This is a genomic window from Thermodesulfobacteriota bacterium, assembly GCA_030583865.1.
Classification (GTDB): domain Bacteria; phylum Desulfobacterota; class GWC2-55-46; order GWC2-55-46; family GWC2-55-46; genus UBA5799.
Map to the genome: position 1 here is coordinate 1,307,758 of CP129479.1, position 26,236 is coordinate 1,333,993.

Sequence of the window (26,236 nt, forward strand, 5' to 3'; positions counted from 1 at the left end):
ATGAAGGTACTTGTATTGGATATAGGCAGTGAGCGGGTGCTGGCCGGAGCATTCGAGTCGGGCAGGCCGACCTCTTTTTTCGACGCCGCGATAGACGGGCCGGGAGACGAGGGCCTCAAGGAGGCGTTATCCGCGGTTATGGACCAGGCTGCCATGAAAAGGGGCAGAGCCTTTGGCCGGGTGCTGGTAAGCCTTCCTCCGAGCGAGCTCATCATCAGGGTGGTGGAGATGCCCTTCAGCGAAAGGAAGAAGGTGCTCGAAGCGCTGCCTTTCGAGCTCGCGGGGCTTCTTCACGTGGAGGTCGATGACGTTATAATGGACGCGGTGCCCCTCGGGGCCGGCAGGTTCCTGGCGGTCGCCGCCGAAAGGAGGCTCGTCCGCGGTCATCTTGAAATCCTGAATTCATTGGACATAGACCCTTGCTGGATGGGCTCCGGCCTTTTCGCGGCGGACGCCCTCATATCCCAGCCAGCCGAGGGCACCAGGGCGGTCCTCGTGCCGGGCGCGTTCGCGGTCGTGGAGAACGGCGCGCCCAGGCTCTTTAAGCCCGTGAGGGGAATCGAGAACCTGCATCTCGCCGCCGAGTTCCTGGACGCCGAGGGCATGGCGGTTGACGAGGTCTGCAGCGTCGGATGGGACGATGTTGAGGTGGCGGAGATTTTCCGCGGCGCGAGGCAAACCCGCCTGGATCTCCCAGCCGGTTGCCCGCCCGGGGGGGCGCTTGCGTTCGCGCTGGCCGTCGTGGAGGACAGCGGCCGCCTTGCCGAGATGGTCAATTTCAGGCGCGGCGAATTCGAGTACACGCGCGAGAAGGCGGCGAAGATGAGGGGGCTCAAGACCGCAGCGGTCCTTGCTCTTGTCCTCGCGGTCCTCCTTGCCGGGGACCTTTACGCCAGGTACATGGGGCTCTCGGCCGAGCTCGACTCCTACGACGAGGCGCTCAGGTCCCAATACGCCGAGCTCTTTCCAGGGGAGCGGAGCGCCGCCGACCCCGTCTATCAGCTCGAGACAAGGCTCGGCGCAATGGATAAGGAGCTGGCCGCTATGGGCAAGGGCAAAAGCTCCCTTGACGCCCTCCTCAGGATATCCGAAGCCGTGCCGGACGAGGCCGGGATAAGGATTACCGAAATAGTCCTGGGCCCGGAGGGCAGGGTGGTCGCGAGGGGCGAGGCCCCGACCTTCGAGGTCGCGGGGAGGCTCAAGGATGCGCTCGCAGGGGGCCCGCTCAAGGAAGTGAGCCTGGATGAGACAAGGGCGAGGCCCGGGGGCGGGACCTCTTTCAGCCTTAACGCTTACCTGAGGTGAATCGGATGGAACTTAGAAGCGCTCTGCCGGCATTGTTGCACGGTGCAGCCGGGTTGAATATGGACAGGAAAAAAGCGTACCGCTACGCCGCTTATATCGCGGTCCCGATAGCCGTTGTCATGCTGGCCCTCTTTTTCTACGGAAGGTACGCAGACTTGAAGAGGTCGGCAGCGGCGGCCTCGCGCGACCTTGCGGCAATGGAGGCGCTCCGGGGAGAGTATCTTTCGAAAAAATCCCTCCTCGACTCGCTGGCGGCAAAGGCCGCGCCGTCCGGGGAGTCTGCCGTGGCCGCCATCGAGGGCATCGCAAAAAGGACCGGCATAAGCGGGAAGATAAAGTCGATAAAGCCCCTGGAGGAGAAGGCGGACGCCGGATACGCGGAAAGCCCGGTCGAGGCGAGGCTCGAAGGCGTGGACATGAACGAGCTCGTGAACTTCCTCTATCAGGCGGAACGCGGAGAGAAGCTCATCATCGTAAAGGAGATCTCCATAAAGGAGAGGTTCGAGGACAGGGACCTCGTTGACGTCGTGCTCCGGGCCTCGCTCATAACGAAGGAGTGACCTTTAAGCTCCGCTTTTTTCCCGGCCTTCCGGGAAAAGCGGGAAAAATCTCTAAAATTTTGAGGCTGCCTTATTCCGGCCTCTTGATGACAAAGGTCAGGAGGAAGATTACGAGCGCCACGAGGACGATGGTGCCGCCGCTTGCGAGGTCGAGGTAATACGATAGAGTAAGCCCCGAGACGACTGAGACGAAGGAGAAGAACATCGATAGGAAGATGGTGTTCCTGAAGCTCAGGTTGAACTGCTTCGCGCTCACGACGGGTATGACCATGAGCGCGCCTATGAGGAGTATCCCGACGATCCTCATGGAAAGCGAGATTGTTACGGCAGCCAGGACCACTATGAGGAGGTTGAGATTCCTGGCCCTCACCCCGCCGGCCTCGGCGAACTCCTCGTCGAAAGATACGAGGAAGAATTCCTTATAAAGAAGCGTTATGGCGAGTATGACGGCCACGAAGACGGCCGTGAGCATGTAGAGGTCCGTGGGGCTGATTGTGGAGATGCTGCCGAAGAGGTAGCTCAGGAGGTCCACGTTCAGGCCCCTTGCGAGGCTTATGATGACGACTGCCACGGCGAGGCTCCCTGAGAGGAAGATCGCCAGCACCGATTCCGCGAAAAGGGACTTTACCCCCCGGAGCCTCTCGATGGCCACTGCCGCCAGGGTCGAGGCCGCGACAGCCGAGACCACCGGGTGTGAGTTTGTGAGTATGCCTGCAGCGACACCCACGAGAGAGACGTGCGCGAGCGTGTCCGCCATGAGCGAGTAGCGCCGCACCACGAGGAATACCCCGATAAGCGGGACGATAACGGATATGAGGATTCCCGCGGCAAACGCCCTCCGCATGAACTCAAGCTCGAAAATTTCCGGCATTATCCAGTCCTTTGCTTTTTGAGCAGCCGCTAATGGCCGTGCAGTATGAACTTGACCTTCTTCCCGTAAAGCTCCTGCATGTATTGCTCGCTTATGAACTTCTTGGGCGAGCCGTGGCAGACGAGCCTCTTGTTCAGGCAGAGGACCGATTTTACCTGGTGGGCCACCACGTCGATGTCGTGAGAGATGAGGAGCACCGTTATTCCCAGCTTCGAGTTCAGGTCTTCTATGAAGGAGTAGAACTTTTCCTGGGAGGTGACGTCCACGCCCACGTCAGGCTCGTCGAGTATGAGGATCCTGGGCTCGCTCGCGAGGGCCCGGGCGATGAAGACCCTCTGGCGCTCCCCGCCGGAGAGGTGCCCTATGAGCCTGCCCCTGAAGGCTGTAACGTCCGTTATCTCCATGGCCTTTTCCACGGCCTTCCTGTCATCCCGGGAGAGCCATTTAAGAAGACCCATGCGTGCGGTCCTGCCGCTACGGACTATCTCCTCGACGGTTGCCGGGAAGTATGTCTCGGATATTACCCTCTGGGGCACATATCCTATGAGATGGCGGTTCGTGAACCTCTGGACCGGCTCGCCGTAGATGCGCACCTCCCCGTTGGTCGGCCTCAGGAGCCCCAGTATTATCTTGAAGAGGGTAGTCTTTCCGCCCCCGTTCGGCCCTATAATGCCCAGGTACTCGCCTTCCTCGACGCTGAATGTGACATTTTCGAGGACGTTCGTGCCGTTAAAGCTCATTGACACTTCCCTGACATCTATGCAGTTCTTTTTTGTCATTTGCAGTCGAGGGCTTTCCTCAGGTTATTGAGGTTATCTCTCATTATGGACAGGTAATCCATCCCGGCCCCTTCCTCTTCCCTCGTAAGCCCCTCAACGGGGTTAAGGACGAGTATTTCAGCCCCGGTCTCCCTTGCTATGGCCTCGGCGATCCTCGGGCTTCCGAAGGGCTCGGTGAAGACGTGCCTGATGCCCCGTTCCTTCATTGCCTTCGATATCCGGGCTATGCGCCTAGGCGAGGGCTCCTCGCCTGAAAAGACCCCTGTGGCAGGGATGATTTCCAGATTGTACCTCTCCCCCAGATAGCCGTATGCGTCGTGCGATACCACTATCTCCCTGAGGGCGCAGTCATTGAGACCTGCCTTGAATTCCTCGTCGAGTTTCAGGAGCTCTTCCGTGTAGGCGGCGGCCCTTTCCCCGTAATACCGCCCGTTTCCCGGGTTGACCGACGTAAGGCTCTCCCTCATTATATCCACGAGCCTTGTTGCGAGGACCGGGTCGAGCCAGACATGCGGGTCAAACGGGCCGTGGCCGTGCCCTTCGTGCTCTTCTTCGTCCTCGTGCGCCTCGGGTTCTCCGGCTTCGTGGCCGTTTTCGCTGCCGGCTTCATTTTTCATTTCAAAGCGCTCGGCAACTTCTACGGCCATGACCCCGGACTTTCTTACGGAGGGGGCGATCCTCTCCGCCCAGGTGTCGAATCCGCCGCCCATGTAGACGAAGAGGGCCGAGTCCATCGCCGTCTTTATGTCCCTGGGCGCGGGCTCGAAATCGTGGGCATCCACGCCAGCGGGTGTGATGGCGCGGACCGCCACCCTGTCCCCGCCGGTCTCCTCAAGGAAGTGGGCCAGGGGATAGATGCTCGCAACGGCCCTTATCCTCCCGTCTTCCCCGACGGGGGCCTCGCGCCTCAGGTGCATCAAGAAGGCCCCGATCGCCGCGATAACGAATATGACCGCGAAAAAGATCATGTTTCTTAGCATGCGTTCACCTGCACCCCTGGCATAAGCCGACGAATTCGAGAGAGTGGTTTAGGACCCTGAACCCGGTCGATTCGAGTATCCGCTGCTCCTCTTCTTCCAGGTCGCCCTCAAGTACTATGTCCTCCACCTTCCTGCACTTCACGCATATAAGGTGATGGTGGTGCTCGCCTCCGGCAAGCTCGTAACGCTTCACCCTCTCGTGCAGGAAACGTATCTCCTTTATGATGCCGTGCTCCTCCAGGAAGGCGAGCTCCCTGTAGATGGTAGTCTTGTTTATGGACGAGTTCCCGGGCCGCAGGGCCGCGGTCACGTCGGCGGCGGAAAGGGGGAGGCCGCGCTCAAGGAACAGCTCGACGACGGCCCTCCTTACGCGGGTGAGCCTGAACCCCCGGCCGGTTATCTCCGAGAGTATGCGGTCCAGGTCCTTTTCCATATATTGAAGAGTGTAATGCAACTTAGTTGCAAGTGTCAACCGCCTTCTTGGCTTTTTTCGCGCCCTTGACAACCGGCGATACACGGAGTATAGTAAGCACTCACTTACTTAGGAGCGTGAAGATGAAGCATCTATCCGGCCGTCCCGCAAAAAAATCGCCTTTGCCCCGGAGGAAGAGGATGAGCGGGGAGGAGCGGAAGGCGCAGATCGTCCGCATTGCAACAGACCTCTTCGCAAAGGAAGGGTTCAAGGGGGCTACCACCCGCGAGATAGCCGGAAAGGCCGGCATAAGCGAGGCGGTAATCTACAAGCACTTCTCGAGGAAAGAGGACCTCTACAAGGCTATAATCGACTCCAGGTGCTCCAACCCCGGGGGCGAGCCTCGCCTTCTTTCCATGCTCAAGGGCAAGGAGGGAAGGGACGTGTTCGTCATAATAGCCTCTTTTCTCCTTGAGGAGCACAGGCGCGACTCATCGTTCCTGCGGCTCCTCATGTACAGCGCGCTCGAGCGCCAGTCCCTTTCCGAGCTTTTCATAAACACGCGGGGGCTCGAGTTCCTGGGCTTTCTCGAATCGCACATACAGTCTCTCATAAAGGCCGGCCGTATGAGGAAGGTCGACCCGGGGCTCGCCGCAAGGGCCTTCATCGGCATGGTCGAGCATTACAGCATCGCGCAGGAGCTGTATGGGGCCAAAAGGTTTTTTTCAAGACCTGAGCGGAAGGTCGTGGAGGCCTTCGTGGACATATTCCTGAACGGCATGAAGAGGAGGTAGCCAATGGCTTGGAGCGACAGACCGGGGCATATGGGCCGCTTGTACCCGGCCTTTTTGGCCGCCCTGTTATTATTCCTTGTCCCTCTGGCTCCCGCAAAGGCAGAGGAAAGGACCTTGACCCTCGAGGAGGCCCGGAGGCTCGCAATAGAAAACCATGAGCGCGTGGGCATAGCCGGAGAGGGCGTGGAGCAGGCCAGGGCCGACCTCCGGAAGGCGACTTCCAGGATACTCCCCAATATTACAGCCGAGGGGAGCTATACGAGATACACCGAGGAGAAGGGCACCGACAGCTTCATCATACAGCCGAGGGAAAGCACCTCCGCCGAGCTCAGGCTTACGCAGCCCCTTTACTCCGGCGGCAGGGAATGGGCGACCCGGAGACAGGCAAGGCTCCAGATACGGAGCAGGGTCGAGGGGGTGGAGGGGGCAAGGGAGGACATAGCCCGCGAGACCTCATACCACTACTACGGCGTGCTCAAGGCCGAGAAGGACGTCGAGATAAAGTCCGCGGCATTGAGGCGGGCCGAAGAAAGGCTGGAGGTCGCGAAGGCAAGGCTCAGGGTCGGGGACGTTACGAGGTCCGCGGTGCTCAGGGCCGAGGCCGAGCGGGCTGGGGCAGAGGCCGAGCTCATAAGGTCGAGGAACGGCCTTCTTAACGCGATGGCGCTCCTCAAGCGGGTCACCGGCCTTGAAGGCGTTTCCTTGAAAGTGGTCGAGCCTGAGCGCCTTCCCGCGGAAGAGCGGAGCGCTTCCGCGCTCGTCGATATCGCTCTGAGCGAACGGACCGACTACTCGCAGAGGCTCCTTGAGGAGAGGGCGGCGGGCGAGGGCATTACCATAGCCCGCGCGGGCTTCAAGCCGTCCTTGAGGCTCGAAGGGCTCCTCCTCTGGCGGGAGCAGGAGCCGGCGACGACCTTTTTCCAGGAGGATAGCGCGTCTGCGACCTTAAGGCTCACGTACCCGCTCTTCGAGGGCTTTCTCAGGAAGGCCGAGCTTTCAGAGGCGCGAAGCCGCCTCCGGGAGGCCGAGTTGAGGAGGCTCGGCCTCCGCCGCGATATCGAGGTCCAGATAGCCGAGTCGCTAAATAACATAAAGGCCATCGAGGCACTTACGGAGTCGTTCAGGCGGCAGCTCGCCTTTGCCGAGGAGGACTACAAGATGGTCTTCGAGCAGTTCAGGTTCGGGGTCGCGACGACGCTCGACGTCATCGATTCCGAGAATACGCTCGTAACCGCACAGAGCTCCCTCGCTAACGCCGTCTACGACCTTGAGCTCGCGAAGACGGACCTGCAATATCTGACCGGCACCCTTGTCGGGGAGCGCCACTAGCAGGGTGTTGAAGAACACCCCTTAGACAATCCGGGGAGGCTGGGGCCCTGCCCATAAATTTTTTCCGGGGGTTTTCGTTATGAGTTTCCGTTTAAGATTTTTCGTCATTACCGCGGCAATCGCGGTCTTTTCCCTGCAAGGCTGCTCAGGCAAGGAGGCCCCGAAAGGCCAGGCCCCGGACGGACCGCAAAAGAAGGCCGAGGCAGTAAAGATAAGCTCCGGCATGATAGAGGCCCGGACAATCGAAAGGACGGTCGAAGCCACCGGCACCCTCTCCGGGTGGGACGAAACAGTCGTATCGGCCGAGGCCCCGGGAAAGGTGGTAGAGATCAGGGCCGACCTGGGCGACCGCGTCAGGAAAGGCGATATACTCGCCATCCTCGACCGGACCGAGGCCGCCCTTATCCTCGACCAGGCCAGGGCTGCCCACGAGACGAGCCTGAAGGCCCTTCTGCGCGAGCAGGCAAGGCTCGAGGAGGCAAGGACCAATCACGGCAGGTACGAGGAGCTTTTCAAAAGGGAGATGGTCTCCGCCGCGCAGTACGACGATATGAGGACGCGCCTTGACGTGGCTTCCGCCCAGTTCCATCAGGCCGGGGCCGCCTCGGAGGAAGCGTCGGCGAGGCTCAGGCTTGCCGAGAAGAGGCTTGCCGACACCTCGATAAGGACGCCAATGGACGGGGAGGTCGCTAAACGCGCCATATCCGAGGGAGAGTACATAAACGACAAGGCCGAGGCATTTACGATAGTCTCCACAGGAACCCTCAAATTCAGGGGCACGGTTTCTGAGACGAGCGCCCCGATGGTAAAACCGGGCCAGACGGTAAGGGTATCCGTCGAGGCGTACAGGGACAGGGCCTTTAACGGCAAGGTAACGCGAGTGAGCCCGTCGGTTGACGCGAAGACGCGCACGCTCGAGGTCGAGGCCTCTCTTCCGAACCCCGGCGGCGAGCTTAAGCCGGGCTTTTTCGCCAGGGCCATCATCTCGACCGGCAGGGAATCCGGCGTGGCTTTCGCCCCAGAGGGGGCGGTCTACTCCTTTATCGGGGTAAACAAGGTCTTCCTGGTCGAGGACGGGAAGGCTTTGGAACGGACGGTAACCATAGGAACGGAGGACAACGGGATGGTGGAGATAAAAGGGCAGGATATCGCCCCTGGCCGCAAGGTCGCCACATCGAACCTCCCGGGCCTCTTTGACGGCGCACAGGTCGAGGTAAAGGACTAGACGATGCGGATATACGAGATATGCATAAAAAGGCCGGTCTTCGCCACCATGCTCATATTGAGCCTGGTGGTCATGGGGCTCGCCTCTTACCGCGACCTCGGGCTCGACCTATTCCCCAAGGTCGAGCTCCCGACGGTTACTGTCACGACCAGGCTCGAAGGAGCTAGCCCCGAGGAGATAGAGAGCCAGATAACCAAGCCCATCGAGGAGGCCGTAAACACGATAAGCGGCATGGACGAGCTCCGCTCGACGACCATAGAAGGGCAGTCTCAGGTCTTCGCGACGTTTATTCTGGAGAAGGACGTCGACACAGCGGCGAACGAGGTGAGGGACAGGGTCTCAGGCATGCTGTCGCAGCTCCCGCCGGGGACCGAGCCGCCGGTAATAGAAAAGTTCGACCCGGATTCGGCCCCCATAATCTCGATCGTGGTATCCGGGCAGCGTTCCGCCAGGGAGGTCACCGAGATAGCGGACAAGAGGATAAAGCGCCAGCTCGAGTCCGTAAAGAACGTCGGCGCCATAACCCTCGTAGGCGACAGGAGCCGCGAGATACAGATAGTAGTGGACCCGGACAGGCTCACGGCCTACGGCCTCTCCATATCCGAGGTGGGCGCGGCCATAAGGCGGCAGAACGTGGAGGTGCCAGGCGGCAGGCTCACCTGGGAGTCCACCGAGCAGGGCCTCAGGACGATGGGGCGTATGGCATCGGTCGGCGATTTCGAGGACCTCATAGTCGCCGACAGGAAGGGCGCGCCGGTCCGCATAAAGGACATCGCGCGAGTTCTCGACGCCGAAGAGGAGCCGAGGACCATTTCCAGGCTCGACGGCAAGAGCGCGGTATCGCTCCTCATACGCAAGCAGTCCGGGACAAACACCGTCGAGGTCATAGACAGGGTAAAGGAAAAGATACAGGAGATAGAGGCGGCCCTGCCGGCGGACATCGAGATGCAGGTCGTCATAGACCAGTCCAGGTTCATCAAGAAGGCCATAAGCCAGGTCGAGGAGCACCTGGTGCTCGGCGGACTGCTGGCGAGCGTCATCATACTCATATTCATCCGCAACTGGCGGGCCGCGCTCATCGCCGCCATTGCCATACCGGCCTCGCTCATATCCACCTTCACTATAATGAAGTACTTCGGGTTCACTCTAAACAACATGACCCTACTTGCATTGACGGTCTGCACCGGCATCGTGATAGACGACGCCATAATCGTGCTTGAGAACATATTCAGGCACATGGAGGAGGAAAGGAAGCCCCCCTTCCAGGCGGCGATCGAGGGCACTCGCGAGATAGTCCTCCCGGTCATGGCCACGACCCTTTCGCTTGTAGTCATATTCCTCCCCATCGCGTTCATGCAGGGGACCGTGGGGCTCTTCTGGAAGAGCTTCGGCTTGACCGCCGCCTTCGCCATCATGATTTCGCTCCTTGTGGCCCTGACCCTAACTCCCATGCTCTCGTCGAGGTTCCTCAGGGTCAACGAGGGCAAGGCCGCGTCGAGGGACTCTAAGCTCTACTCCATGATGGAGGGGGCATATTTGAGGCTCCTCGCCTGGTGCCTCGGGCACAGGGCCGTGGTCATGGTCACGGCCCTCGCCATACTCGTGTCGATCGTGCCGTTATCCAAGCTCTCCAACTTCGAGTTCCTCGCCGAGGACGACATGAGCGAGTTCGAGGTCATAGTCGAGACGCCGCCCGGCTCGTCGCTCGATAGGAGCTCCGAGATTCTCGCCGGCGTCGAGAAGAGGATCCGGGCCATACCGGAGGTCGAGCATACGTTCACGACCATCGGAGTGCGCGGGCAGTACCGGACGAACGTAACCGATTCCTCTATCTACGTGGGCCTCAAGCCTCTCGAGGCAAGGGAGCGCAGCCAGAAGGAGCTGATGCAGGAAGCAAGGCGCGCTCTCGGCGATATCGACGGGCTCAGGGTGAGCGTCCAGAACATAAACCTCGTCTCAGGAGGCGGTTTCAGGGCAACGCCATTCAACATGGTCCTCCGTGGCCCGGAGCTCGACAAGCTCGACGAATACTCGGGAGAGATAATCAACCGGCTCAAGGCCATTCCGGGTTTCGTGGACACGGACACGGGGCAGGCGCTCAAGCACCCGGAGCTCCAGGTGCACATAGACAGGCAGAAGGCCTCTGACCTGGGCGTGAGCGTGGAGGCGGTGGCAATGAGCCTGAGGACCATGGTCGGCGGAGAAAAGGTCTCGCTTTTCAGGGAAAAGGACGAGCAATATAACGTGAGGCTCCGGATTGCGCCCGATAAGAGGAAGGACGCGGGTTCTATTTACTCCCTTACCGTCCCGGGCTCGGGCGGCATGCTGGTGAGCCTCGACAACGTCGCAGAACTGAGGCCCGGCTCAAGCCCCGGACAGATAGACCGTTACGCCCTTGGAAGGCAGATAACTATAATATCAAACCTCCATAACAAGCCGCTCGGCGAGGCGGTTACGGACGTCAACAGGGTAGTGAAGGAGATGAGGATGTCGCCCGAGTACGCGACCTCCTTTCTTGGCTTTGGGAAGCTCATGGCAGAGGCCTTCAAGAACTTCATGATAGCCTTCGTCCTCAGCATAATTTTCATCTACATGGTGCTCGCGGCCCAGTTCGAGAGCTTCACGCACCCTGTGAGCATCATGTCGTCCATCTTCCTGGCCATACCGTTCGGCATCCTGAGCCTCATTATCTCCGGAAGCACGGTGAACATCTACAGCGTCATGGGCATGTTCATCCTCATAGGCGTGGTCAAGAAGAACGGCATCCTGCAGGTCGACTACACCAATACCCTCCGGTCGCGAGGCATGGCCAAGTTCGAGGCGCAGATGCAGGCCAACAAGGTAAGGCTCCGCCCCATACTCATGACGACCCTTTCCATTGTCGCGGCCATGCTGCCCGTTACATTCGGCAAAGGCGACGGCTCCGCGGCCCGGGCTTCGATGGCAATCGTCATAGTCGGCGGGCAGATGCTCTCGCTTATAGTCACCCTTGTCGTCGTCCCGGTCGCATACTCGGTCTTCGACGACCTGAAAATCCCGGCATTCCTCCAGGCCGCAAGGCTCCCGTGGAGGAAGAGCCCTCAGAAGGCCTGATGCCGCCTTGACATCCTCCGGGCCGCGAGCGACACTCTATCAGGATGTTGAAAAAGTCCTTCCGCGGCTTGCCCGGAATTAATCCGTCCAGGCCTCACAAATCGCTCGACTCGGATTGCCTGGCAGGGAGTTTTTCAACACCTGATATAAGGCCGATTGAATGCGTTAATGCGGTCGCGGAGGAACGCTTCCATGAAGGTCCTTTTCGTCGGGGACGTCATGCTCGGGCGGCTCGTAAACCGTGAACTGGGAAGGAAAAGGCCCGAGTATCCCTGGGGCGACACGCTCCGTCTTCAAAAACGCGGACGCCCGCATAATAAACCTCGAATGTGTCTTATCCGACAGGGGCGAGCCCTGGTCTGCCACACCCAAGGCCTTCCATTTCAGGTCCGATTCAAGAAATATAAGCGTCCTGAAGGCAGCAGGCATAGACGCTGTCTCGATAGCCAACAACCATTCCCTCGACTACGGGTATGAAGCGCTCTATGACATGCTCCACGCGCTGGATGCGGCAGGCATAAGGCGCGCCGGCGCGGGCAGAAACCTCGACGAGGCCGCCGCACCCGCGTTTTTCGAGGTGAAGGGGAAAAGGTGCGCCCTTATCGCGTTCACGGATAACGAGCCCGAATGGGAGGCTGGGCCCGGGAGCCCGGGGGTATATCATGTCCCGGTGGACGTTGACGACAGCCGGGCAGCGGGGCTCTTTGAAAGGGTCGGGGACGCCAGTAAAAAGGCCGATTTCCTCGTGGTTTCTGCGCACTGGGGGCCGAACTGGGGCTACAGGCCGCGCCCGAACCACGTGCCTTTCGGCAGGAAGCTCCTGGAGAGCGGCGCCCACGTGGTATTCGGCCACTCCTGCCATGTCTTCCAGGGCATCGAATTCCATGACGAGGGCGCGCTCTTATACAGCTCGGGAAACTTCATCGACGACTACGCGGTCGACGAGGTCGAGCGGAACGACGAATCCTTCATCTTCACCGCTGATTTCGACGGGCGCGTGAGGTCGATTGACCTCCGGCCCACCGTCATAGACGAGTTCAGCGCGCATATGGCGGACTCGCCGAGGGCGGAGCTCATTGCAGCGAAGATGAAGAACCTCTGCTCTGAGATGGGGAGCAGGGTGGAGTGGGACGAGGAGAGGGCGGCTCTCCTTGTCACACCCCGGTAGCGCTTGTCTTTTCATGACGGAAATCATATAATTATGTGTGAAAAACTCTTAAAATAAATCCGAAGTTTGATAATAAGGAGGACTACATGCCAGAAATAACCGGCCATATGACAACCGGAGAGGTCACTACGAGATGGCCCTCGACTAAAGAGGTCTTCTCGAAACACTTCGGCACCGGCTGCTTCACCTGCCCGGCTTTCGGGAGCGAGCCCATCTCAATGGCCTGCGCAATGCACTCGACCGATGTGAATATGTTCGTATCCGAGCTCATCGAGGCTGCAAAAAAGGACGAGGCCAAGGTATAGGTCTTTTAACTATCCGAACGACCAATCCGGGGCGGCAATCATATGCCGCCCCTTTTTTTGTCAAGCCGTGTAAGCGGTTTTCCTCAGAATCCTCAATCGACGGTTCTGCTCCATTAACTACTGACACTTTATCTGTCAAAAAATACCCGCAAGGGGTATCTTTTTCCTTCCAAGGCAAATTCATGTTTCAAAATTAAAATACGTTTCATCTATGGAACGTTCAGTTAATTACTTGATTTTATAAGCTAAAGTGCTGATGCGCTGAAATAGGTTTCATTTGTGAAACGCTTACGTATTTACTGTTTTTCCAGCCATCATTGAAAAGAGTAATTATTTTAAGGTGTTATGGGTGGAGCAGTGCTTTGGCACGAGTTTTGTATATATGAAAGAATTGACACGAACTCCAGAAAAGGAGCATGAGATGAGAACCAAGTACCTTGCCCTTGATTATTCAGCCTTCGTCCTCGGACTTATCGCAATCACGCTCCTCTCACTCGAGCGCGTGGGCAGGGGGCTTTTTTAAGGTTTTCAGGCGCGGTATGCGCCTCGGGTAGTTAAAGGAGGGCGAAATGAAGAAGGCATTCATAGCCGATGTGATCGGCTTCACGATACTGATTGGAATAGCGATGACAATAGCGCTCAGGTAGTGTGTTGCGAGACTTTTAAAAAGAGTATACCGAACCGGGATATCCCTTCAAATTCCGCACATTTCCCGCCAAATCCTTCCAACCCTGCCAGGCAATACCGGTAAGCCTGGCAGGGATTTTTTCTTCTGTTTCAAAATCGTGACAATGTTTCTCTCCTGAAACAAAACTGATTGAAACTTCTGTATCGAAATCGTATAATCCATTCAGGAGAAAAGGAATGGAGACCGAGAAATTAAGGCTTTCCGGCAATAACGAAGCCGTCCACAAGTACATAGAGCTGAATAGCGACGCCATCCTTAACAGCATCGCCGACGGCGTGGTCGTCATAGGCCTTAATCACGAGATACTCTTCATAAACAGGGCGGCCAGGGAGATATTCGGGAAGGTCGGGCTCAAGGACTTCTCAAGGGGCGGCAAATGCAGCGGCATGATCGGGCACACGAGCTGCGCCTTCGACTGCGTCATAAACAGGACCATTAAGACCGGCGAGCACCTCTACAACTACGAGGTGACGCTCGGCAGGGGCGACAGCAAGGTCACTCTCAGCATAAATACGGCCCTCTTGAAGGATGAGGACGGCAAGATAATAGGCGGCCTCGAGATATTCAGGGACACCTCGCTTATAAAGGAGCTCAGGGACGAGATAAAGGGCAGATACTCCTTTGAGAACATAATCGGCAAGAACTACCGGATGCACGAGGTCTACGAGCTCTTGAAAGAGGTCGCGCCGACGAGGGCGACAGTCCTCATAGAGGGCGAGACCGGCACGGGCAAGGAGCTTATTGCGAACGCCATCCACCACAACTCCCCGAGGTGCGGCGGGCCTTTCGTTAAGGTAAACTGCGCGGCCCTCTCCGAGGGCATACTCGAAAGCGAGCTCTTCGGCCACGTGAAGGGAGCGTTCACGGGCGCCATAGCCGACAAGCCCGGGCGTTTCGAGCTTGCGGACAACGGCACCATCTTCCTCGACGAGGTCGGAGACATAACCCCGCACACGCAGGTGAAGCTCCTTCGCGTTTTGCAGGAAGGGGAGTTCGAGCGGGTGGGCGGCACGAAGACCATCAAGGTGGACGTGCGGGTTGTCACCGCGACCAACAAGGACCTGAAGGCCCTCGTCGAAAAGGGCGAGTTCAGGGAGGACCTCTACTACCGCCTGAAGGTCGTGCCCGTGCGCCTTCCGGCCCTCAGGGAGCGCAAAGACGACATACCGCTCCTTGTCAAATATTTCATCGGGAAGTTCAATCGCGAGATGGGGCGGGAGACGGGCATGGAGGTCCGCCACGTCTCTCCTTCCGCGATGGAGCTGTTGATGGAGTACGGCTATCCGGGCAATATCCGCGAGCTTGAGCACATAATCGAGCACGCGTTCGTGAGATGCCAGGGCAACACCATAAACCCCGAGCACCTGCCGAGGGACCTCCATGCGCGGGGGCTCGTTGACAAGGCCATGAGCACCGACGAGCCCATGAAGGCGCTCGAACGCGAGGTGATTATTAAGGCCCTCGACGAGACCGGCTGGAAATACAACGATTGCGCCCGGAAGCTCAAGATGAGCAGGACGACGCTCTGGAGGAGGATAAAGGAGCTGGGCATAGAAAAACCAGCTTGAACTCTTTTAGTGTGTTTTATACGCGCCGACTTCACTCCGGTTTACAGCCCCGCCCGCCATTCATTCACCGGTCACTTGACATATCGGCTCCCCGGGAAAAGAATCAACTATGCCGGAAAACGGGAGGGCTTAATCATGAAGCTCGCCGTCTTCGAGGTCGAGGAATGGGAAAGGCCGTCATTCGAGCGGCTTGACTCAGGCCATGACATAAGGTTTACGAACGAGCCGCTGACGGACGAGAACGCGGGCCCCTATACCGACGTCGAGGTCGTATCGACCTTCATCTGGTCCGAGCTCGACAGGAAGACCCTGGGCCGGTTCAGGAACCTCCGGCACATAGCCACGCGCTCGACAGGCTACGACCACATAGACATGGTCTACTGCGCCGAGCGCGGCATAAGCGTATCCAACGTGCCTACCTACGGCGACAACACGGTCGCGGAGCACGTCTTCGGACTCCTGCTTGCGATAAGCCACAACCTCGTGGACGCGGTCGAGAGGACGCGGCGCGGGGACTTCTCGCAGCAGGGGCTCCGGGGCTTCGACCTCAAGGGAAAGACCATAGGCGTGCTCGGCACCGGGAGCATCGGCAGGTATGTTATCGACATAGCAAAGGGCTTCCACATGGAAGTCCTTGCCTTCGACCTCCATCCCAGGGAAGACCTTGCCCGGAGGATCGGTTTCAAATACGTCTCGCTCGAGGAGGCCCTTCGGAAATCCGACGTCATAACGCTCCACATACCCGCCATCCCGGAGACCTACCATTTCCTCTCGGACAGGGAGTTCGCGATGATGAAGGAGGGCGTGGTCATCATAAATACCGCACGTGGCATACTCATAGACATACAGGCCCTGCTCCGGGGCATTACCAGCGGCAAGGTCGCGGCGGTCGGCCTCGACGTCCTGCCCGAAGAGCCTACCATCAGGGAGGAGGCGGAGCTCCTCCGCTCAATTGCCCAGAAAAAGCCGCTCGACGTTCTCCTCGCCGGGCATATACTGCTACGCCTCCGTAACGTCCTAATAACGCCGCACAGCGCATTCAATACCAAAGAGGCCGTCCAGAGGATACTCGACACTACGATCGAGAATATCGCGGCTTTCGAGAGGGGCGAGGCGAGGAACAAGGTGGCATGAGGAGCCTGGTGCAGTAATGAGGGTTAACCGCCGCTTACCACTCTTATATTGACCACAGGCGAATTGGACCGCCCTGGCGCAGTCGTGATTATGACATTCCCGGGCGGTATCCCGTGTTTTTCGACCAGCATGGCCTTTATCTTTTCAGCCCTCTCGATAGCCAGTTTTTTCCTCGTTTTTGCGCTGTCGCCAGAGGACTGGCTGGCCTCTATCCTGACAATGAACGAGGGCTGGCGCGAGTGTATATCGCTTACGGTCTTGAGCGCACCCCTCAGCTCGTCCGAGGCGAAGGACTTCTCATCCGTCAGGGGGATCGGGTCCAGCAGGGGGATAGTCTCCACCGAGAGGACGACAGGCGCACCGAGCGCCTCGGATGCCATCTTTTCGATCCACAGGGCCTCGTCGGGCGTGAAGGGCGTGTCCCTGCGCACCTTTATAACCCCGGCCAGGGCCGCGCTGCCGTGTTTTCGTCCCAGATAGAATTCCGAGACTTTGTAAGGGTCGAGTATTCTTTCGACCGAAGCCGCGGCGTTCGCCAGGGCGTGAGAGGCTGCATCCATCTCTTTTTTCGGGTCGGGCTTGGGCTGGGTGAGCCCCGCAATGGAGGCCGTGACTACCGCCGGCTTGAGCCCGCCGGCCTGCATGAGGACCTGCTCGACATCCAGGGTTATCTCCCTTCCAAGCGCCGCCTCGACAGATCTCTCGGCCTCTGCTATCTGGCCCTCCTCGAGGTATCTGGTCGTGTTTATCGCTGCCCTTACCCTGAGCGCGTCATCCGTTTCCCTGTAATCGAAGGCGGAGAGGTACGATACCTTGTCAGCGTCGAATGCGCGCTTGAGGGCGGCGCTTATGCCGCTCCTCAGCCTTATCTCCGAAAGCGAGACGTGGAGCGTGTAAAGTAGCGGTATCGAGATGACGAAGAGTATCGCGCCGAGCGCGGCTATCCTCTTCTTGAGCTGGTGGACGTCTATTTCAGTGAGTACGCCGGGCCTGAAGCCGTACACGAAAAAGACCATGCAGGTGCTTATGATGATGGCGACGAAGTTGGTGAAAAAGAGGAAAAAGCCGCCGAGCGCTATTGAGAAGTTGGCGCTCCCGAGCCCGTACCCGGCGACGCTCAGGGGCGGGATTACCGCGGTCGCTATGGCCACGCCAGGCACTATGGTTATGTAGTTCCTTTTCGTGCAGATGGCTATCGCGCCGACGAGGCCCGCGAGGAAGGCGACTACAAGGTCGTAGAGGTTGGGCCTCGTCCTCGCGAGTATCTCCTGCGTGACCTCGTTCAGTGGAGAAACCCATGTCGCAAAGGCGGCTACCGCAATGGTCGCGGCAACGCTCTTGACTATCGTCGAAAAGGCCTTTTTGCCGATGGCCTCGTTCCCGGTTATGAAAGCGAAGCCGCTGCTCAATATAGGGCCCATCAGGGGAGATATCAGCATTGCGCCGATAATGACGGCCGTGTTGTTCGTTATGAGGCCAGTAAGCGCGATAAGGTTGGCTATGGTGAGCACGAGAAAGTAGCCGGCCGAAATATCGACTTCCTGGTATACGGTCTTCATGACCGACGACTGGTTTACCTCGGCTGCCTTCTTATGGAGCCATTCGTTTATCAGGCCTATGGCTTTGAGTCTTAAAAGGTCCACAAACAGACCGCTCCTTTCATTTAGTAGTGGAATATACCAAAAAGAAGGGCATCTTGTCCATTTTCGAGACAGCCACCTACTCCCACTTGCCCTTGAGCAGGGGCTTTACCGGATGCTTCTCGCGTTCGAGTTTCAGGTCCTTGAAGATGTCAGCCGACGACTCTGTCTCGTCCTTGGGCTTAAGAGCGAGGCCGAGCTCCTTTATGGGTTCTTCGGAAGCGCCGATAAGTATCATCTCCGCGCCCTCATAGTCGAGGAAGTCGGGAGGGTCTGCGTCGGCAAACCTCCTGCCGTCGAATTTCTGCATGAGCCTCTTGGGGAAGCCTGCCTTTTTGCGGCCCTTGAGTCCCGCTCCCGGGGGCGCGGGCTTCTCAGGGTTCTTTATGGTCACGATATAGCTCGCCTCGTCCTCTATCCTGAAGGCCTCCTGCACCTCGCCGGGCCTTTCCGGGAGTTCGAGCGAATACGCCAGGTGGGTATGGTCGCCGTGCCTTGCTATCGCGTATACCCCTTCGCCCGCGGGGCGCGCCGCAGGGAGCTCCCTTTCTCCCCTGGTCTTTGTCCTGTATTCCTTCTCTTCAAGTTCGTCCGCGACCTCCTCGGCCCTTCTCCTGACCTTGTCGACAAAGCCCCAGCTCCTTTCACCGCCCTCGACGTCCGGCAATGCCTGCCTGCCGACGACAATGAGGCGGTAGATTTTCTTTCCCTCGGGGCTCAGCACCATGTAGAACCGCTGCACCTCCTTGAGCCCCTTCACCTCCTCTTCCTCGACCTTCGGCCTGTATATGAAATATATGCTCCCTCTCTCAAGCACTTCGGGCTTGGGCATAATACACCTCCGTTCCGCTTTGAAGCGGCTTTTATATTAAAGTGTTTTTCCGGTGTAGGTGCGAGTCAAGTAGAAGGGGAGGGCGAATGGGCCGGGCCGGTTGCCTTATTTAAATTCCGTTTTCTGTCATTCTGAGGGAGCGAAAGCGACTAAAAAGAATCTAACTTGCTTGCTGATTGTCAAAATGCAGTTTCTTGCCATTCGATTACACCCAGGGCTTTGCTCACTTTCTCAGATTCCTGACAGTTTTCTTTCGGCAGGTTTCCCGGGCTGCTTTTTTGATTTGACACGAGCCGCTTTTTTTGAGAAACTTAAAAGGTTCCGCCCCTGCCGCACGGCGGGGCTACGAATTACCCGCAAACTGCACCGAAATCCATCCATATGCCCCCGTAGCTCAGCAGGATAGAGCAACGGATTCCTAATCCGTGTGTCGGACGTTCGAATCGTCTCGGGGGCGCCATTTTTTCCCACTATAATCAATGCATTAGCTGATTCAACTTCTCCTCCTCCCTGGCCGTAATCCCCTCTACTTTGCCTAAACTTTGCCCATTGGCCTCTTTGCCCAGGGCGGCGCGCTCCTTGTGGTAGTCAGAGACCTTCCTCGAAGCCCTCTTGAGGTCCTCCTCATTCACGATGTTGTACCTCTCGAAGACGCTCCTGGTCTTATGACCGGATATGAGCATGGCAACCCTCTCGGGCACGCCGGCGCGGACCATGTTCCGGACGGCCGTCCTCCGGAGATCGTGGAATATCCGGGTAGGGACCTCCTTACCCGGGTCCCATAGCCTTATCTTCTTTTCGCTCCTCTCCCAGGCCTTCTTGCAAGCTGTGTCCCAGGACTTGTCAAAGCGCCCCAGAGGCCCTCCACGGTCGTCAAAGAGCACCCAGGGGGTATCAGGCCAGTCCGCGTCCTTGAGGGCCTTTTGGAAGCGTATGGCGGCCAGCAGCTCGCCTTCCATGTAGACCACCCTGGCCTCGTCGTTTTTCGTGGACCCGGCATTGAGGGTTATCTTTCCCTCGACAAGGTCCACCTGGTCCCATACAAGGCCCCTCAGCTCGCCCAGGCGCATGCCCGTGTGATAGGCCATGATTATGAGCGGCTTGAGGCGAGGGGGCAGGGCCTCCTTTAGCGCCTGGTATTCCTCGAACTCGAAAAAGCCGGAGCGCGGAGGGCCTTCCTTCAGGTGAGGGATGTACGGGACCTGTTTCACCTTGGGAGGGGTCTGCCTGGCTCCCAGGTGGAACATGCGCTTGAGGGCCGAGAGCTCCCTGTTGATGGTGCCGTTCTCGACCTTGTCCTCCTGCTGCCGTTTGAGAATGTAGATGTTTATCCTGTCCGTCGTTATCTCCGGGACGCGCACGCCCCCGAAGGTTTCCTTCAGGGTCCTTACGCTCAGGCCGGCGCGATCCTCTGTCTTCTTCCCGTTCACGCGGTAGTCGTTCAGGAGGTCCTCGGCGAGTTCGTCAAAGAGTATCCGCTCGATCCGCAGGCCCTGGAAGCGGCCCTCTGCAACCTCTCCCTCCCTGGACTTGAGCTTCCTCTCGGCGTCGGTCTTTCTCTTTGAACCCGAGCTCTCACGAAAGGGCTTGCCGTTCCGGTAGTACTTGATCCACCAGACCTGGCTTTCGACGTAGTTGTCGTTCTTGTCCCTGTACTTGGGCCGGTAGACGCTTCCCATCATCCTCCTCCTTTCTCGTTTTTTTCCTTCCTGTACCCCGTTATATTGTCCCTCAAACAGTTGAAATAAGTATCCACTGTGAGGATCGCAGCGTTGACCTTGTTCTCCGGGGCTTCCCTTATTACTCTCAGGTATCTTTCCAGGCATGCTTTTTCTTTGTCTGAAAGCCCGCGAATGTGCTTAAGCCTTCTAACGCCGCGCATCGAAGCTATATGCAGCACCTCGGCCATGTATCCCTCCAATAAAGAATTCAAGGCCTCTTCTGTTAAGCCCCTGCTCGGGCCTTCATCGGCCTCGAAGATATCCGCGAACTCCTTTGCGCTGACCGGAGTCCATATCTGCCACCGCCCGGACGGTATCCAGTTTTCCATCAACATCAGGGCGCCGGAGAGGTTGTGCTCGCAGTAGCAGACTATGAGATCCTCCTGTGCGATTATCGGCTTCTGAAGGCATTCGGTGCACAGCCCCTCTGCCGGCGGCAGGGTCCAGCTTTCCTCGATCTCTCTCAATTACGCTCCCTTCGCGGCCGCGAGCGGGCCGGGTTTCACTCCCTTTTTAAGGCGACCGTCATTAAGCAGGAACCTGGCGTATAAGAGCTTCTCCAGGGCGTCCTCGGCGAGACTCTTCATATCCCTGCTGCTTACCTTGAAGTTGAAGTCATCATCTCCGGCCTTAGACTTCAGGAGGCTCCAGACGGCTATCATGTTGTTGACGGTCTGTCTTAGTTTATCCGCCTCGCCGAACCCGAGCACCGTATCCATCGATAGCGTCATTTCCCGGACCAGACCCATCTCGTGGCCGCCCATTCGGGCCTCTCCTTCAGAGATCGCCCTTTCGAGGGACTCTACATGCCTTACGCCGGGGGCCAGTTCGTCTATTGCCTTCCTTAATTTATCGAGGTCGATGGTCACGGTCTTCCTGGAGCCGGGCTTCGCGTCATTCTTCTTTGCCATTTTGAACCTCCGTTTGAATTTGCTTCCGGTAATCGATGCAGTGGTCTCTAAGATAGTCGATATGCTGAAACGCCTCCTTCGAGAAAAAGGCGATGCTGTCCGGAGACGTGCCCTCGATTGCATGGCTTTCCCCGAGGGAATACATGATGCTGCAGAAGCTGTTGAGATAATTAAGGGAGTGCTCTATCTCGCTCTCGACGTCCTCAGGCTTATTGTCCATCGGGCTTGTGGGTATTTTTTCCAGCATGGTCCGGGCCTCCTCAGTGTGCGGCATGGTTTTCGATTGCGGCAAGCTCGATATCGTCGGCCTCTTTAAACAGCCTGGCGTATCTTTTGGATGCTTGCAGATTGTCCTCGATGATGAAGCTGCAGGCCAACCTGGCAGCGAGGTCCTTTGCCCGGTCCAGCCTCTCCGTTTCGCTCAGCATCTTCTCTGTTATGTTCCCGTCGATGAACTTCTTGAGCTCCGCGCTCATCATGATTGGCTCCGTCCCTTCTATGGGTTAGACACTCTCTGAGTCGAGGTTATTGAAGGGCGCGCTCCTCTTCCGTTGCCTTTGCCTGGTAATCTTTCTTGCGGCGCGCTCGCTCCTCTATGCACCTTTTCTTCAGCTCCTGGAGCTTTTCTATCTCCAGGTCTATCTCGGCCATCCAGTGGCTTAAATTATCGACGCCCGGCGAGTCCGGGCTTTCGAGGTCAAGGTTGACGAGGAAGTGGATATCTTTTATACGCCCGTATACGTGTTCCTCTCTCGGCTTCTCGGCGGCCATCTCGTCCGGGGCCTCGTTTGTGACTATGTATCTCTTCTTGACACATTCAGGCAGGGGATGACCGGCCTTTTTTTTGGCGAGGAAGAACAGCTTTGCCACGGCCTCATAGGTGTCGGTTGTATGGGTAAGGTATCTCTCGGTTGCGCCGCTTCCCTCGTATGGGTATAGGACCCTCAATGCCTTCATCGCGGCGAGGACCTCTTCCTCCAGTTCCTTCGCTTTGTTTTCCGGCTCTTCATCCGGGGTCTCCATCTCCCCCTTGAGGAATACCTGGTCCATCTCGGTGAGGAGGTCATTGGAGATTTCCTTCAGGCCGCAAATAAGCCTGGCCATTACCCTTGTTTGGTATGTGCCTGTTGCGTTCATATTTTCCATGAGGGGCGTGATCATTTCGTGGAACGCGAAGAATTTGTTGTGTACCATATCCGGGTAGATTTCCTCGGTCTTTTTCCCTATCGTCTTTTTAACCAGCATCGCACGTCCTCCGGATTTTGGGCATAAAAATAGCCCGAGTGTTGTCTGTGGCTCTATACGAAACCACCCCCATACCTCACGATATGGAGACACTCGGGCTTTCTTCTACCCTGAAATATGAAACACCCCTTTCCGCATCAAATATGCGGAGGAGGGGATAGCCCGTATAGAGTTTTAGACACAAGTAAAATACCGCATTCCCCCGTTCGTGTCAAGACCCTTATGCGGCCCTATCTGATAATACCCAGGGCCCGGCAGAGCGCCTTGAGCTCATTGAAGTTCTCATTGTATGCCCTCCGGATCCTCGCGGCCTCGGCGGGCCTGTCGTTTGCAACGGCCGCTATCAGTTCCCTTTCGAGACGCCTCTCGATTGCCTGGAGCGTCCTCAGGCGGCTTCTGCGCCCGTTCAGTCCCTCAATCGCAGCCGGGACTTCCTCGGGGTTTACAAGGAGCTCTGGGAGTTCCTTGTGGCATGCGGAATGCACTGTGAGGTCAACAATCGCGCTCTCAGGTTTTTCAGGATCCGACGACAGTTCTTCAAGTACCTCTTCGTCACTCTCCATGAATTCGACCAATTCCGGAGAAAGGCTTGAAGTGGGCTCCTCCAAGATCGCCGCCCCGGCGTGCTCCGCAGGCCCATCATGTTTTCCGCATGTATCTGCAGTCTTAACGCCTGTCGGAAGGCATAGCGCGCCTTTATCTGGACTCTCATCGAGCACCTAAGACCTCCCCTGCCAATAAGCGCCTGAGGGCCTTGTCTCCCGGGTGAACCGTGGTGCTAATTGAGCTCATTCCGACAGGCAAGGTCCTCAGGCAATCGCGATACATGAAGCCTTATACGGCCCTTGGCTGGACGCCGGCTCAGGCGTGGACCCGGAGGCCCTCCTTGAGCTTCAGGGCGCTCTCCATCGCGGTTACGATCTCGTGGACGAGTTCTGAGGGGGCATGCTCCCATAGCCCCTCTACCGTGGTTATCTCCTTGCCGTCCACGAAAAAGCCTGAGGTGGAGACCACGTTATCGAAAAACTGCCTTTTCTGCACGGCCTGGGAAACCTCAGTTACCTTCTCCCTCGGTGCCCCCTGGCCGAGGCGGGCCGCGATGAGTCTGGAGTACTCCTGGGATTTTACAAAAGGGACGTACCTGAGCTTTACGATGCAGGGCTTATCGCTTTCCCTGTTTTTCCCGTATTCGGGGATGTACTCTATCGCCACGTCCGGTGAAAATACTTCGATTGCCATTTTACTGCCTCCTTGGTTTTTTTTTTGCGTCTTGAAAAAAACTCGCTCACTCAGCCGTGTTATGGTAAGCGCATGCCGTATAGAGCCCCGCTTTCAGAAGGCCTCGCGCCCGAGGGCGCCTATCCTCTCGGCCGAGGCAGCATTATTTCCTTCTTTGCCTCTTCCGGGCAGCGTTTCCTGTACTCAAGCATCCAGAGGCAAGACTCGATGATTTTTTCAGCGTCGTTCATATATGTTTCCGATCTCCACTCTGGAGGGGTTTATTGCTTCGCGATGCGCGTTGCCACGAGCTCTACGTCATAGTCCTTGCTCAGCTTCGACATCCTTTCCATAAGCAGGGCTACTGAGCTCTCGTCCAGAAGCTCGATTTTCTCCACATTGAAGACTATTTTGGGTCGAGTATCTGCCGGCTCGGTACGAAGCGGTCCGGGATAGGCGTTAGCAGATCCACCTGCATAAGGGGGGTTCGCCATGCCTTCGGCGCTGATAGTCTGTCCCGCCGTGGAGGTCCCCCCGGGCTGAGTGGCCAGAATCTGCTGCACACTCGCCATGCCTGCCGCTGTGGCGGCAGTAGCTGCCGCGATGGCAAGGGCTGGACCGACTACGGGGATAGGCGCAAGGGCCGCATATGCGCCCATTGCCGCCCTGTAGGTTTGTATGGTGGTCTCCCCAATGGCGAAACCCTTCATGAGATTGAATGCCTTGCCTCCTTCCTTTCCGGTGAGTACTGTGAGGTTTTGAAGGAGGTTTGCGTTCGCTCCAAACATTGAGGACGCCGTTTGCAGCTGGAAGGTGCGTTTCTTCTCGGCAAGGCCTATCTCCATTTCGGTCTGGGCTTGCCATAGCTCCTCTTCCGTTGCTCCGGCTTGAGCGAGTAAAGAGAGCCGTTTGGTGTTGTATTCCTCCTGTGCCCCGAGCTGCTGTTCATACCTGAACCATGCGCGGGAAAATTCGTCATCCGGGCCTTCCTCCTCGGGAGCGCTCAGGCTCCAGAGCTTTGCCTTAGCCTCCGCTATGCGTTCGTCCTCGGCAAGGGTCTCAAATGTCTCCCTGATGCTGGAGGTCATGGAGTCTATATTCAGCGAAGTATCCAGTCCGCTTGCAGGTGAGTCGCCTATCATGCCGAGGTCAAAGCCGGTGAGGCCGGTCGAGAGAGAAGGCTGTACGGCCTGGAGGCCGCTCCCGGTCCAGATAAAATCACCGCTCTCGAAATCTCCGGAAGTTTTTGATCCTCTTTCTCCGCCCCCGGCGGTGCTCAGCTGCTTTCCAGGCAAAGCAGGCTGATAGGAACTAAGTGGGTACCTCCGGTTGTCTTTCCCGCCCGCCGCGTTCGGGTTTATCCATGCGGCGCCCTTGTCTATCGCTCCGGTTATCGAGTCGAACCATTCGAACGGCGCTTTGAGGTTCTTCACCGTCATGGCCGCTATCTCAAGGCCGACGTTTCCGATCGCCTCTTTAAGCTGGTTATAGGCGAGCGTTACCTCTTGGACCTTCCTTTCATGCTCGGTCATTTCATTAACCGCGCCGGAGACCTTCCCTTTGAGTAGGTCCATCGCTTTAGCCGTTTTTTCGGCTTGTGAGGCGTTCTGGCCGAGTTCCTTGCTTAAGTTTCTTAGTTCAGGTATTAGTTCCCCAAGAGACTCTATGTTGCCGGCCATTGCTTTCCCGATAAGGGTTGCAGCCTGACTTTGAGAGATGCTTCTCTGATATGCGAGATCGAAAACAAGGTTGAGGTTCTGGACGGACCCGGCGTAATCGCCTGTGAGGAATATAAGCTGTTGAAGGACGGCTGCGACCTCATCGTCCTGGACAAGCGCATAACGGGAGCTCGCCTTGATAACATCCTCGACGTGGCCTTTTAACGAATCGTAGTCAACACCCAGGCTGTTGATCTGGATCCGGAGCCTGTTCATGGCCTTCTCGCTCTCGAGGGCCTGCTTGCTGGCATCCACGAGCCAGGCGGCAGAGGCTACCACGCCGGCAGCCTGGAGCCATGCGGCCCTGATGCCCATGATGCTGCCGCCGAGCCCGTCAAGGCTTTTTCCCATTCCCTTGGAGCCGGTCTCTACCTTGCCGGTAAAATCCTTGAAAGATTTTTCAGCCTGGGTCAGCGGCTTCGAAAAAGAGTCTTGCGCCGCGATCACAACGTCGAGCTTCCGTTCAGCCATAGAGCACCCTCCCTTTCAACCTACAAATCTTGAGTATTTTTTTTAGACCTTCGATTCGAAAAGAGCCCCTCTTCCCCCTTACTCTGTTCAGGCCAGAAATCATAACTGCCGGCTGGTGAGTTCGCGTAATGGCGCGTTCCACGTGGAAAAAATCAGGTGGAAGGGCCGAGATTTTATCCGGGCATGACAAGGCAGGATTTTTGTTTTCGGCAATCATGGGCAAGCCGTTCCTTATAAGTATTTATTTCTCTTATACTTCTTATTCCTTA

24 protein-coding genes, 1 tRNA gene and 1 pseudogene are annotated in these 26,236 nt (G+C 57.5%); 11 read left to right on the forward strand and 15 right to left on the reverse strand.

Going from position 1 to position 26,236, the window contains the following annotated elements:
• Together gspL and QY316_06235 are read left to right on the forward strand one after the other, a co-directional pair.
• Complete coding sequence (gene gspL / locus QY316_06230) at positions 1-1,305, forward strand: type II secretion system protein GspL (GenBank protein WKZ33992.1); 1,305 nt, start codon at positions 1-3, stop codon at positions 1,303-1,305.
• Positions 1,306-1,364: 59 nt separating this feature from the next.
• On the forward strand, positions 1,365-1,865 hold the full coding sequence (locus QY316_06235; GenBank protein WKZ33993.1) for a hypothetical protein: 501 nt from the start codon (positions 1,365-1,367) through the stop codon (positions 1,863-1,865).
• 70 nt (positions 1,866-1,935) lie between these two features.
• Here QY316_06235 and QY316_06240 read toward each other — a convergent pair whose 3' ends face one another.
• The 4 genes from QY316_06240 to QY316_06255 are packed head-to-tail and all read right to left on the reverse strand — an operon-like array spanning position 1,936 to position 4,928.
• A complete protein-coding gene (locus tag QY316_06240) occupies positions 1,936-2,736 on the reverse strand; it encodes a metal ABC transporter permease (GenBank protein WKZ33994.1) in 801 nt (266 codons plus the stop codon).
• A gap of 29 nt (positions 2,737-2,765) precedes the next feature.
• Positions 2,766-3,476, reverse strand: coding sequence for a metal ABC transporter ATP-binding protein (locus tag QY316_06245; GenBank protein WKZ33995.1), 711 nt, complete (start codon positions 3,474-3,476; stop codon positions 2,766-2,768).
• Between the two features lie 35 nt (positions 3,477-3,511).
• Complete coding sequence (locus tag QY316_06250) at positions 3,512-4,495, reverse strand: zinc ABC transporter substrate-binding protein (protein ID WKZ33996.1); 984 nt, start codon at positions 4,493-4,495, stop codon at positions 3,512-3,514.
• 4 nt (positions 4,496-4,499) lie between these two features.
• A complete protein-coding gene (locus tag QY316_06255) occupies positions 4,500-4,928 on the reverse strand; it encodes a transcriptional repressor (GenBank protein WKZ33997.1) in 429 nt (142 codons plus the stop codon).
• A gap of 179 nt (positions 4,929-5,107) precedes the next feature.
• Between QY316_06255 and QY316_06260 the strand changes: the two genes are divergently transcribed.
• The 8 genes and pseudogenes from QY316_06260 (at position 5,108) to QY316_06295 (ending at position 16,211) form a co-directional block, all read left to right on the forward strand.
• Entirely contained in the window at positions 5,108-5,701 is a 594-nt protein-coding gene (locus QY316_06260; protein WKZ33998.1) for a TetR/AcrR family transcriptional regulator, read from the forward strand.
• A gap of 114 nt (positions 5,702-5,815) precedes the next feature.
• A complete protein-coding gene (locus tag QY316_06265) occupies positions 5,816-7,030 on the forward strand; it encodes a TolC family protein (protein ID WKZ33999.1) in 1,215 nt (404 codons plus the stop codon).
• A gap of 79 nt (positions 7,031-7,109) precedes the next feature.
• The gene (locus tag QY316_06270; protein ID WKZ34000.1) at positions 7,110-8,255 is read left to right on the forward strand and encodes an efflux RND transporter periplasmic adaptor subunit; all 1,146 of its coding nucleotides are present in this window, start codon (positions 7,110-7,112) and stop codon (positions 8,253-8,255) included.
• A gap of 3 nt (positions 8,256-8,258) precedes the next feature.
• On the forward strand, positions 8,259-11,348 hold the full coding sequence (locus tag QY316_06275; GenBank protein ID WKZ34001.1) for an efflux RND transporter permease subunit: 3,090 nt from the start codon (positions 8,259-8,261) through the stop codon (positions 11,346-11,348).
• A gap of 192 nt (positions 11,349-11,540) precedes the next feature.
• Positions 11,541-12,516 (forward strand): annotated as a pseudogene (locus QY316_06280) (CapA family protein).
• 86 nt (positions 12,517-12,602) lie between these two features.
• Complete coding sequence (locus QY316_06285; GenBank protein ID WKZ34002.1) at positions 12,603-12,821, forward strand: DUF1858 domain-containing protein; 219 nt, start codon at positions 12,603-12,605, stop codon at positions 12,819-12,821.
• An 864-nt stretch (positions 12,822-13,685) separates the two neighbouring features.
• Positions 13,686-15,077, forward strand: a complete 1,392-nt coding sequence (locus tag QY316_06290) for a sigma 54-interacting transcriptional regulator (GenBank protein WKZ34003.1) — start codon at positions 13,686-13,688, stop codon at positions 15,075-15,077.
• 135 nt (positions 15,078-15,212) lie between these two features.
• Entirely contained in the window at positions 15,213-16,211 is a 999-nt protein-coding gene (locus QY316_06295; GenBank protein WKZ34004.1) for a hydroxyacid dehydrogenase, read from the forward strand.
• 23 nt (positions 16,212-16,234) lie between these two features.
• On the opposite strand, the gene QY316_06300 is transcribed toward QY316_06295, so the two are convergent.
• A complete protein-coding gene (locus tag QY316_06300) occupies positions 16,235-17,854 on the reverse strand; it encodes a DUF389 domain-containing protein (GenBank protein ID WKZ34005.1) in 1,620 nt (539 codons plus the stop codon).
• A gap of 76 nt (positions 17,855-17,930) precedes the next feature.
• Complete coding sequence (locus QY316_06305; protein WKZ34006.1) at positions 17,931-18,683, reverse strand: hypothetical protein; 753 nt, start codon at positions 18,681-18,683, stop codon at positions 17,931-17,933.
• A 383-nt stretch (positions 18,684-19,066) separates the two neighbouring features.
• On the opposite strand from QY316_06305, the gene QY316_06310 reads away from it, so the two are divergent.
• Positions 19,067-19,143 (forward strand) — tRNA-Arg (locus tag QY316_06310).
• A 16-nt stretch (positions 19,144-19,159) separates the two neighbouring features.
• Here the strand turns inward: QY316_06310 and QY316_06315 are convergent.
• From QY316_06315 to QY316_06355, 9 genes are all read right to left on the reverse strand, one after another.
• Positions 19,160-20,365: a site-specific integrase gene (locus QY316_06315; protein ID WKZ34007.1), complete on the reverse strand. Its 1,206-nt coding sequence runs from the start codon at positions 20,363-20,365 to the stop codon at positions 19,160-19,162.
• Positions 20,362-20,871, reverse strand: a complete 510-nt coding sequence (locus QY316_06320) for a hypothetical protein (protein WKZ34008.1) — start codon at positions 20,869-20,871, stop codon at positions 20,362-20,364. Before QY316_06320 ends, QY316_06315 begins: the two co-directional genes overlap by 4 nt.
• Positions 20,872-21,315, reverse strand: coding sequence for a hypothetical protein (locus QY316_06325; protein ID WKZ34009.1), 444 nt, complete (start codon positions 21,313-21,315; stop codon positions 20,872-20,874).
• Positions 21,299-21,562, reverse strand: a complete 264-nt coding sequence (locus QY316_06330; protein ID WKZ34010.1) for a hypothetical protein — start codon at positions 21,560-21,562, stop codon at positions 21,299-21,301. The genes QY316_06325 and QY316_06330 overlap by 17 nt, the downstream gene beginning before the upstream one ends.
• A gap of 13 nt (positions 21,563-21,575) precedes the next feature.
• Positions 21,576-21,794 carry a hypothetical protein gene (locus QY316_06335; protein ID WKZ34011.1) on the reverse strand — a complete coding sequence of 73 codons (219 nt, stop codon included), beginning with the start codon at positions 21,792-21,794 and terminating at the stop codon, positions 21,576-21,578.
• A gap of 46 nt (positions 21,795-21,840) precedes the next feature.
• Positions 21,841-22,560, reverse strand: a complete 720-nt coding sequence (locus QY316_06340) for a hypothetical protein (protein WKZ34012.1) — start codon at positions 22,558-22,560, stop codon at positions 21,841-21,843.
• 230 nt (positions 22,561-22,790) lie between these two features.
• Positions 22,791-23,279 (reverse strand): hypothetical protein, encoded by a 489-nt coding sequence (locus QY316_06345; GenBank protein WKZ34013.1) that lies wholly within the window; start codon positions 23,277-23,279, stop codon positions 22,791-22,793.
• A gap of 142 nt (positions 23,280-23,421) precedes the next feature.
• The gene (locus tag QY316_06350; GenBank protein ID WKZ34014.1) at positions 23,422-23,799 is read right to left on the reverse strand and encodes a hypothetical protein; all 378 of its coding nucleotides are present in this window, start codon (positions 23,797-23,799) and stop codon (positions 23,422-23,424) included.
• A gap of 260 nt (positions 23,800-24,059) precedes the next feature.
• On the reverse strand, positions 24,060-25,967 hold the full coding sequence (locus QY316_06355) for a hypothetical protein (protein WKZ34015.1): 1,908 nt from the start codon (positions 25,965-25,967) through the stop codon (positions 24,060-24,062).
• Positions 25,968-26,236: the final 269 nt, after the last annotated feature.

Coding starts and splice junctions, on each gene's coding strand:
- QY316_06335 (WKZ34011.1), bottom strand. CDS start 21,794: ATGATGAGCGCGGAGCTCAAGAAGTTCATCGACGGGAACATAACAGAG.
- QY316_06275 (WKZ34001.1), top strand. CDS start 8,259: ATGCGGATATACGAGATATGCATAAAAAGGCCGGTCTTCGCCACCATG.
- QY316_06245 (WKZ33995.1), bottom strand. CDS start 3,476: ATGAGCTTTAACGGCACGAACGTCCTCGAAAATGTCACATTCAGCGTC.
- QY316_06290 (WKZ34003.1), top strand. CDS start 13,686: ATGGAGACCGAGAAATTAAGGCTTTCCGGCAATAACGAAGCCGTCCAC.
- QY316_06350 (WKZ34014.1), bottom strand. CDS start 23,799: ATGGCAATCGAAGTATTTTCACCGGACGTGGCGATAGAGTACATCCCC.
- QY316_06330 (WKZ34010.1), bottom strand. CDS start 21,562: ATGCTGGAAAAAATACCCACAAGCCCGATGGACAATAAGCCTGAGGAC.
- QY316_06285 (WKZ34002.1), top strand. CDS start 12,603: ATGCCAGAAATAACCGGCCATATGACAACCGGAGAGGTCACTACGAGA.
- QY316_06270 (WKZ34000.1), top strand. CDS start 7,110: ATGAGTTTCCGTTTAAGATTTTTCGTCATTACCGCGGCAATCGCGGTC.
- QY316_06315 (WKZ34007.1), bottom strand. CDS start 20,365: ATGATGGGAAGCGTCTACCGGCCCAAGTACAGGGACAAGAACGACAAC.
- QY316_06295 (WKZ34004.1), top strand. CDS start 15,213: ATGAAGCTCGCCGTCTTCGAGGTCGAGGAATGGGAAAGGCCGTCATTC.
- QY316_06260 (WKZ33998.1), top strand. CDS start 5,108: ATGAGCGGGGAGGAGCGGAAGGCGCAGATCGTCCGCATTGCAACAGAC.
- QY316_06305 (WKZ34006.1), bottom strand. CDS start 18,683: ATGCCCAAGCCCGAAGTGCTTGAGAGAGGGAGCATATATTTCATATAC.
- QY316_06355 (WKZ34015.1), bottom strand. CDS start 25,967: ATGGCTGAACGGAAGCTCGACGTTGTGATCGCGGCGCAAGACTCTTTT.
- QY316_06240 (WKZ33994.1), bottom strand. CDS start 2,736: ATGCCGGAAATTTTCGAGCTTGAGTTCATGCGGAGGGCGTTTGCCGCG.
- QY316_06250 (WKZ33996.1), bottom strand. CDS start 4,495: ATGCTAAGAAACATGATCTTTTTCGCGGTCATATTCGTTATCGCGGCG.
- QY316_06340 (WKZ34012.1), bottom strand. CDS start 22,560: ATGCTGGTTAAAAAGACGATAGGGAAAAAGACCGAGGAAATCTACCCG.
- QY316_06235 (WKZ33993.1), top strand. CDS start 1,365: ATGGACAGGAAAAAAGCGTACCGCTACGCCGCTTATATCGCGGTCCCG.
- QY316_06255 (WKZ33997.1), bottom strand. CDS start 4,928: ATGGAAAAGGACCTGGACCGCATACTCTCGGAGATAACCGGCCGGGGG.
- gspL (WKZ33992.1), top strand. CDS start 1: ATGAAGGTACTTGTATTGGATATAGGCAGTGAGCGGGTGCTGGCCGGA.
- QY316_06325 (WKZ34009.1), bottom strand. CDS start 21,315: ATGGCAAAGAAGAATGACGCGAAGCCCGGCTCCAGGAAGACCGTGACC.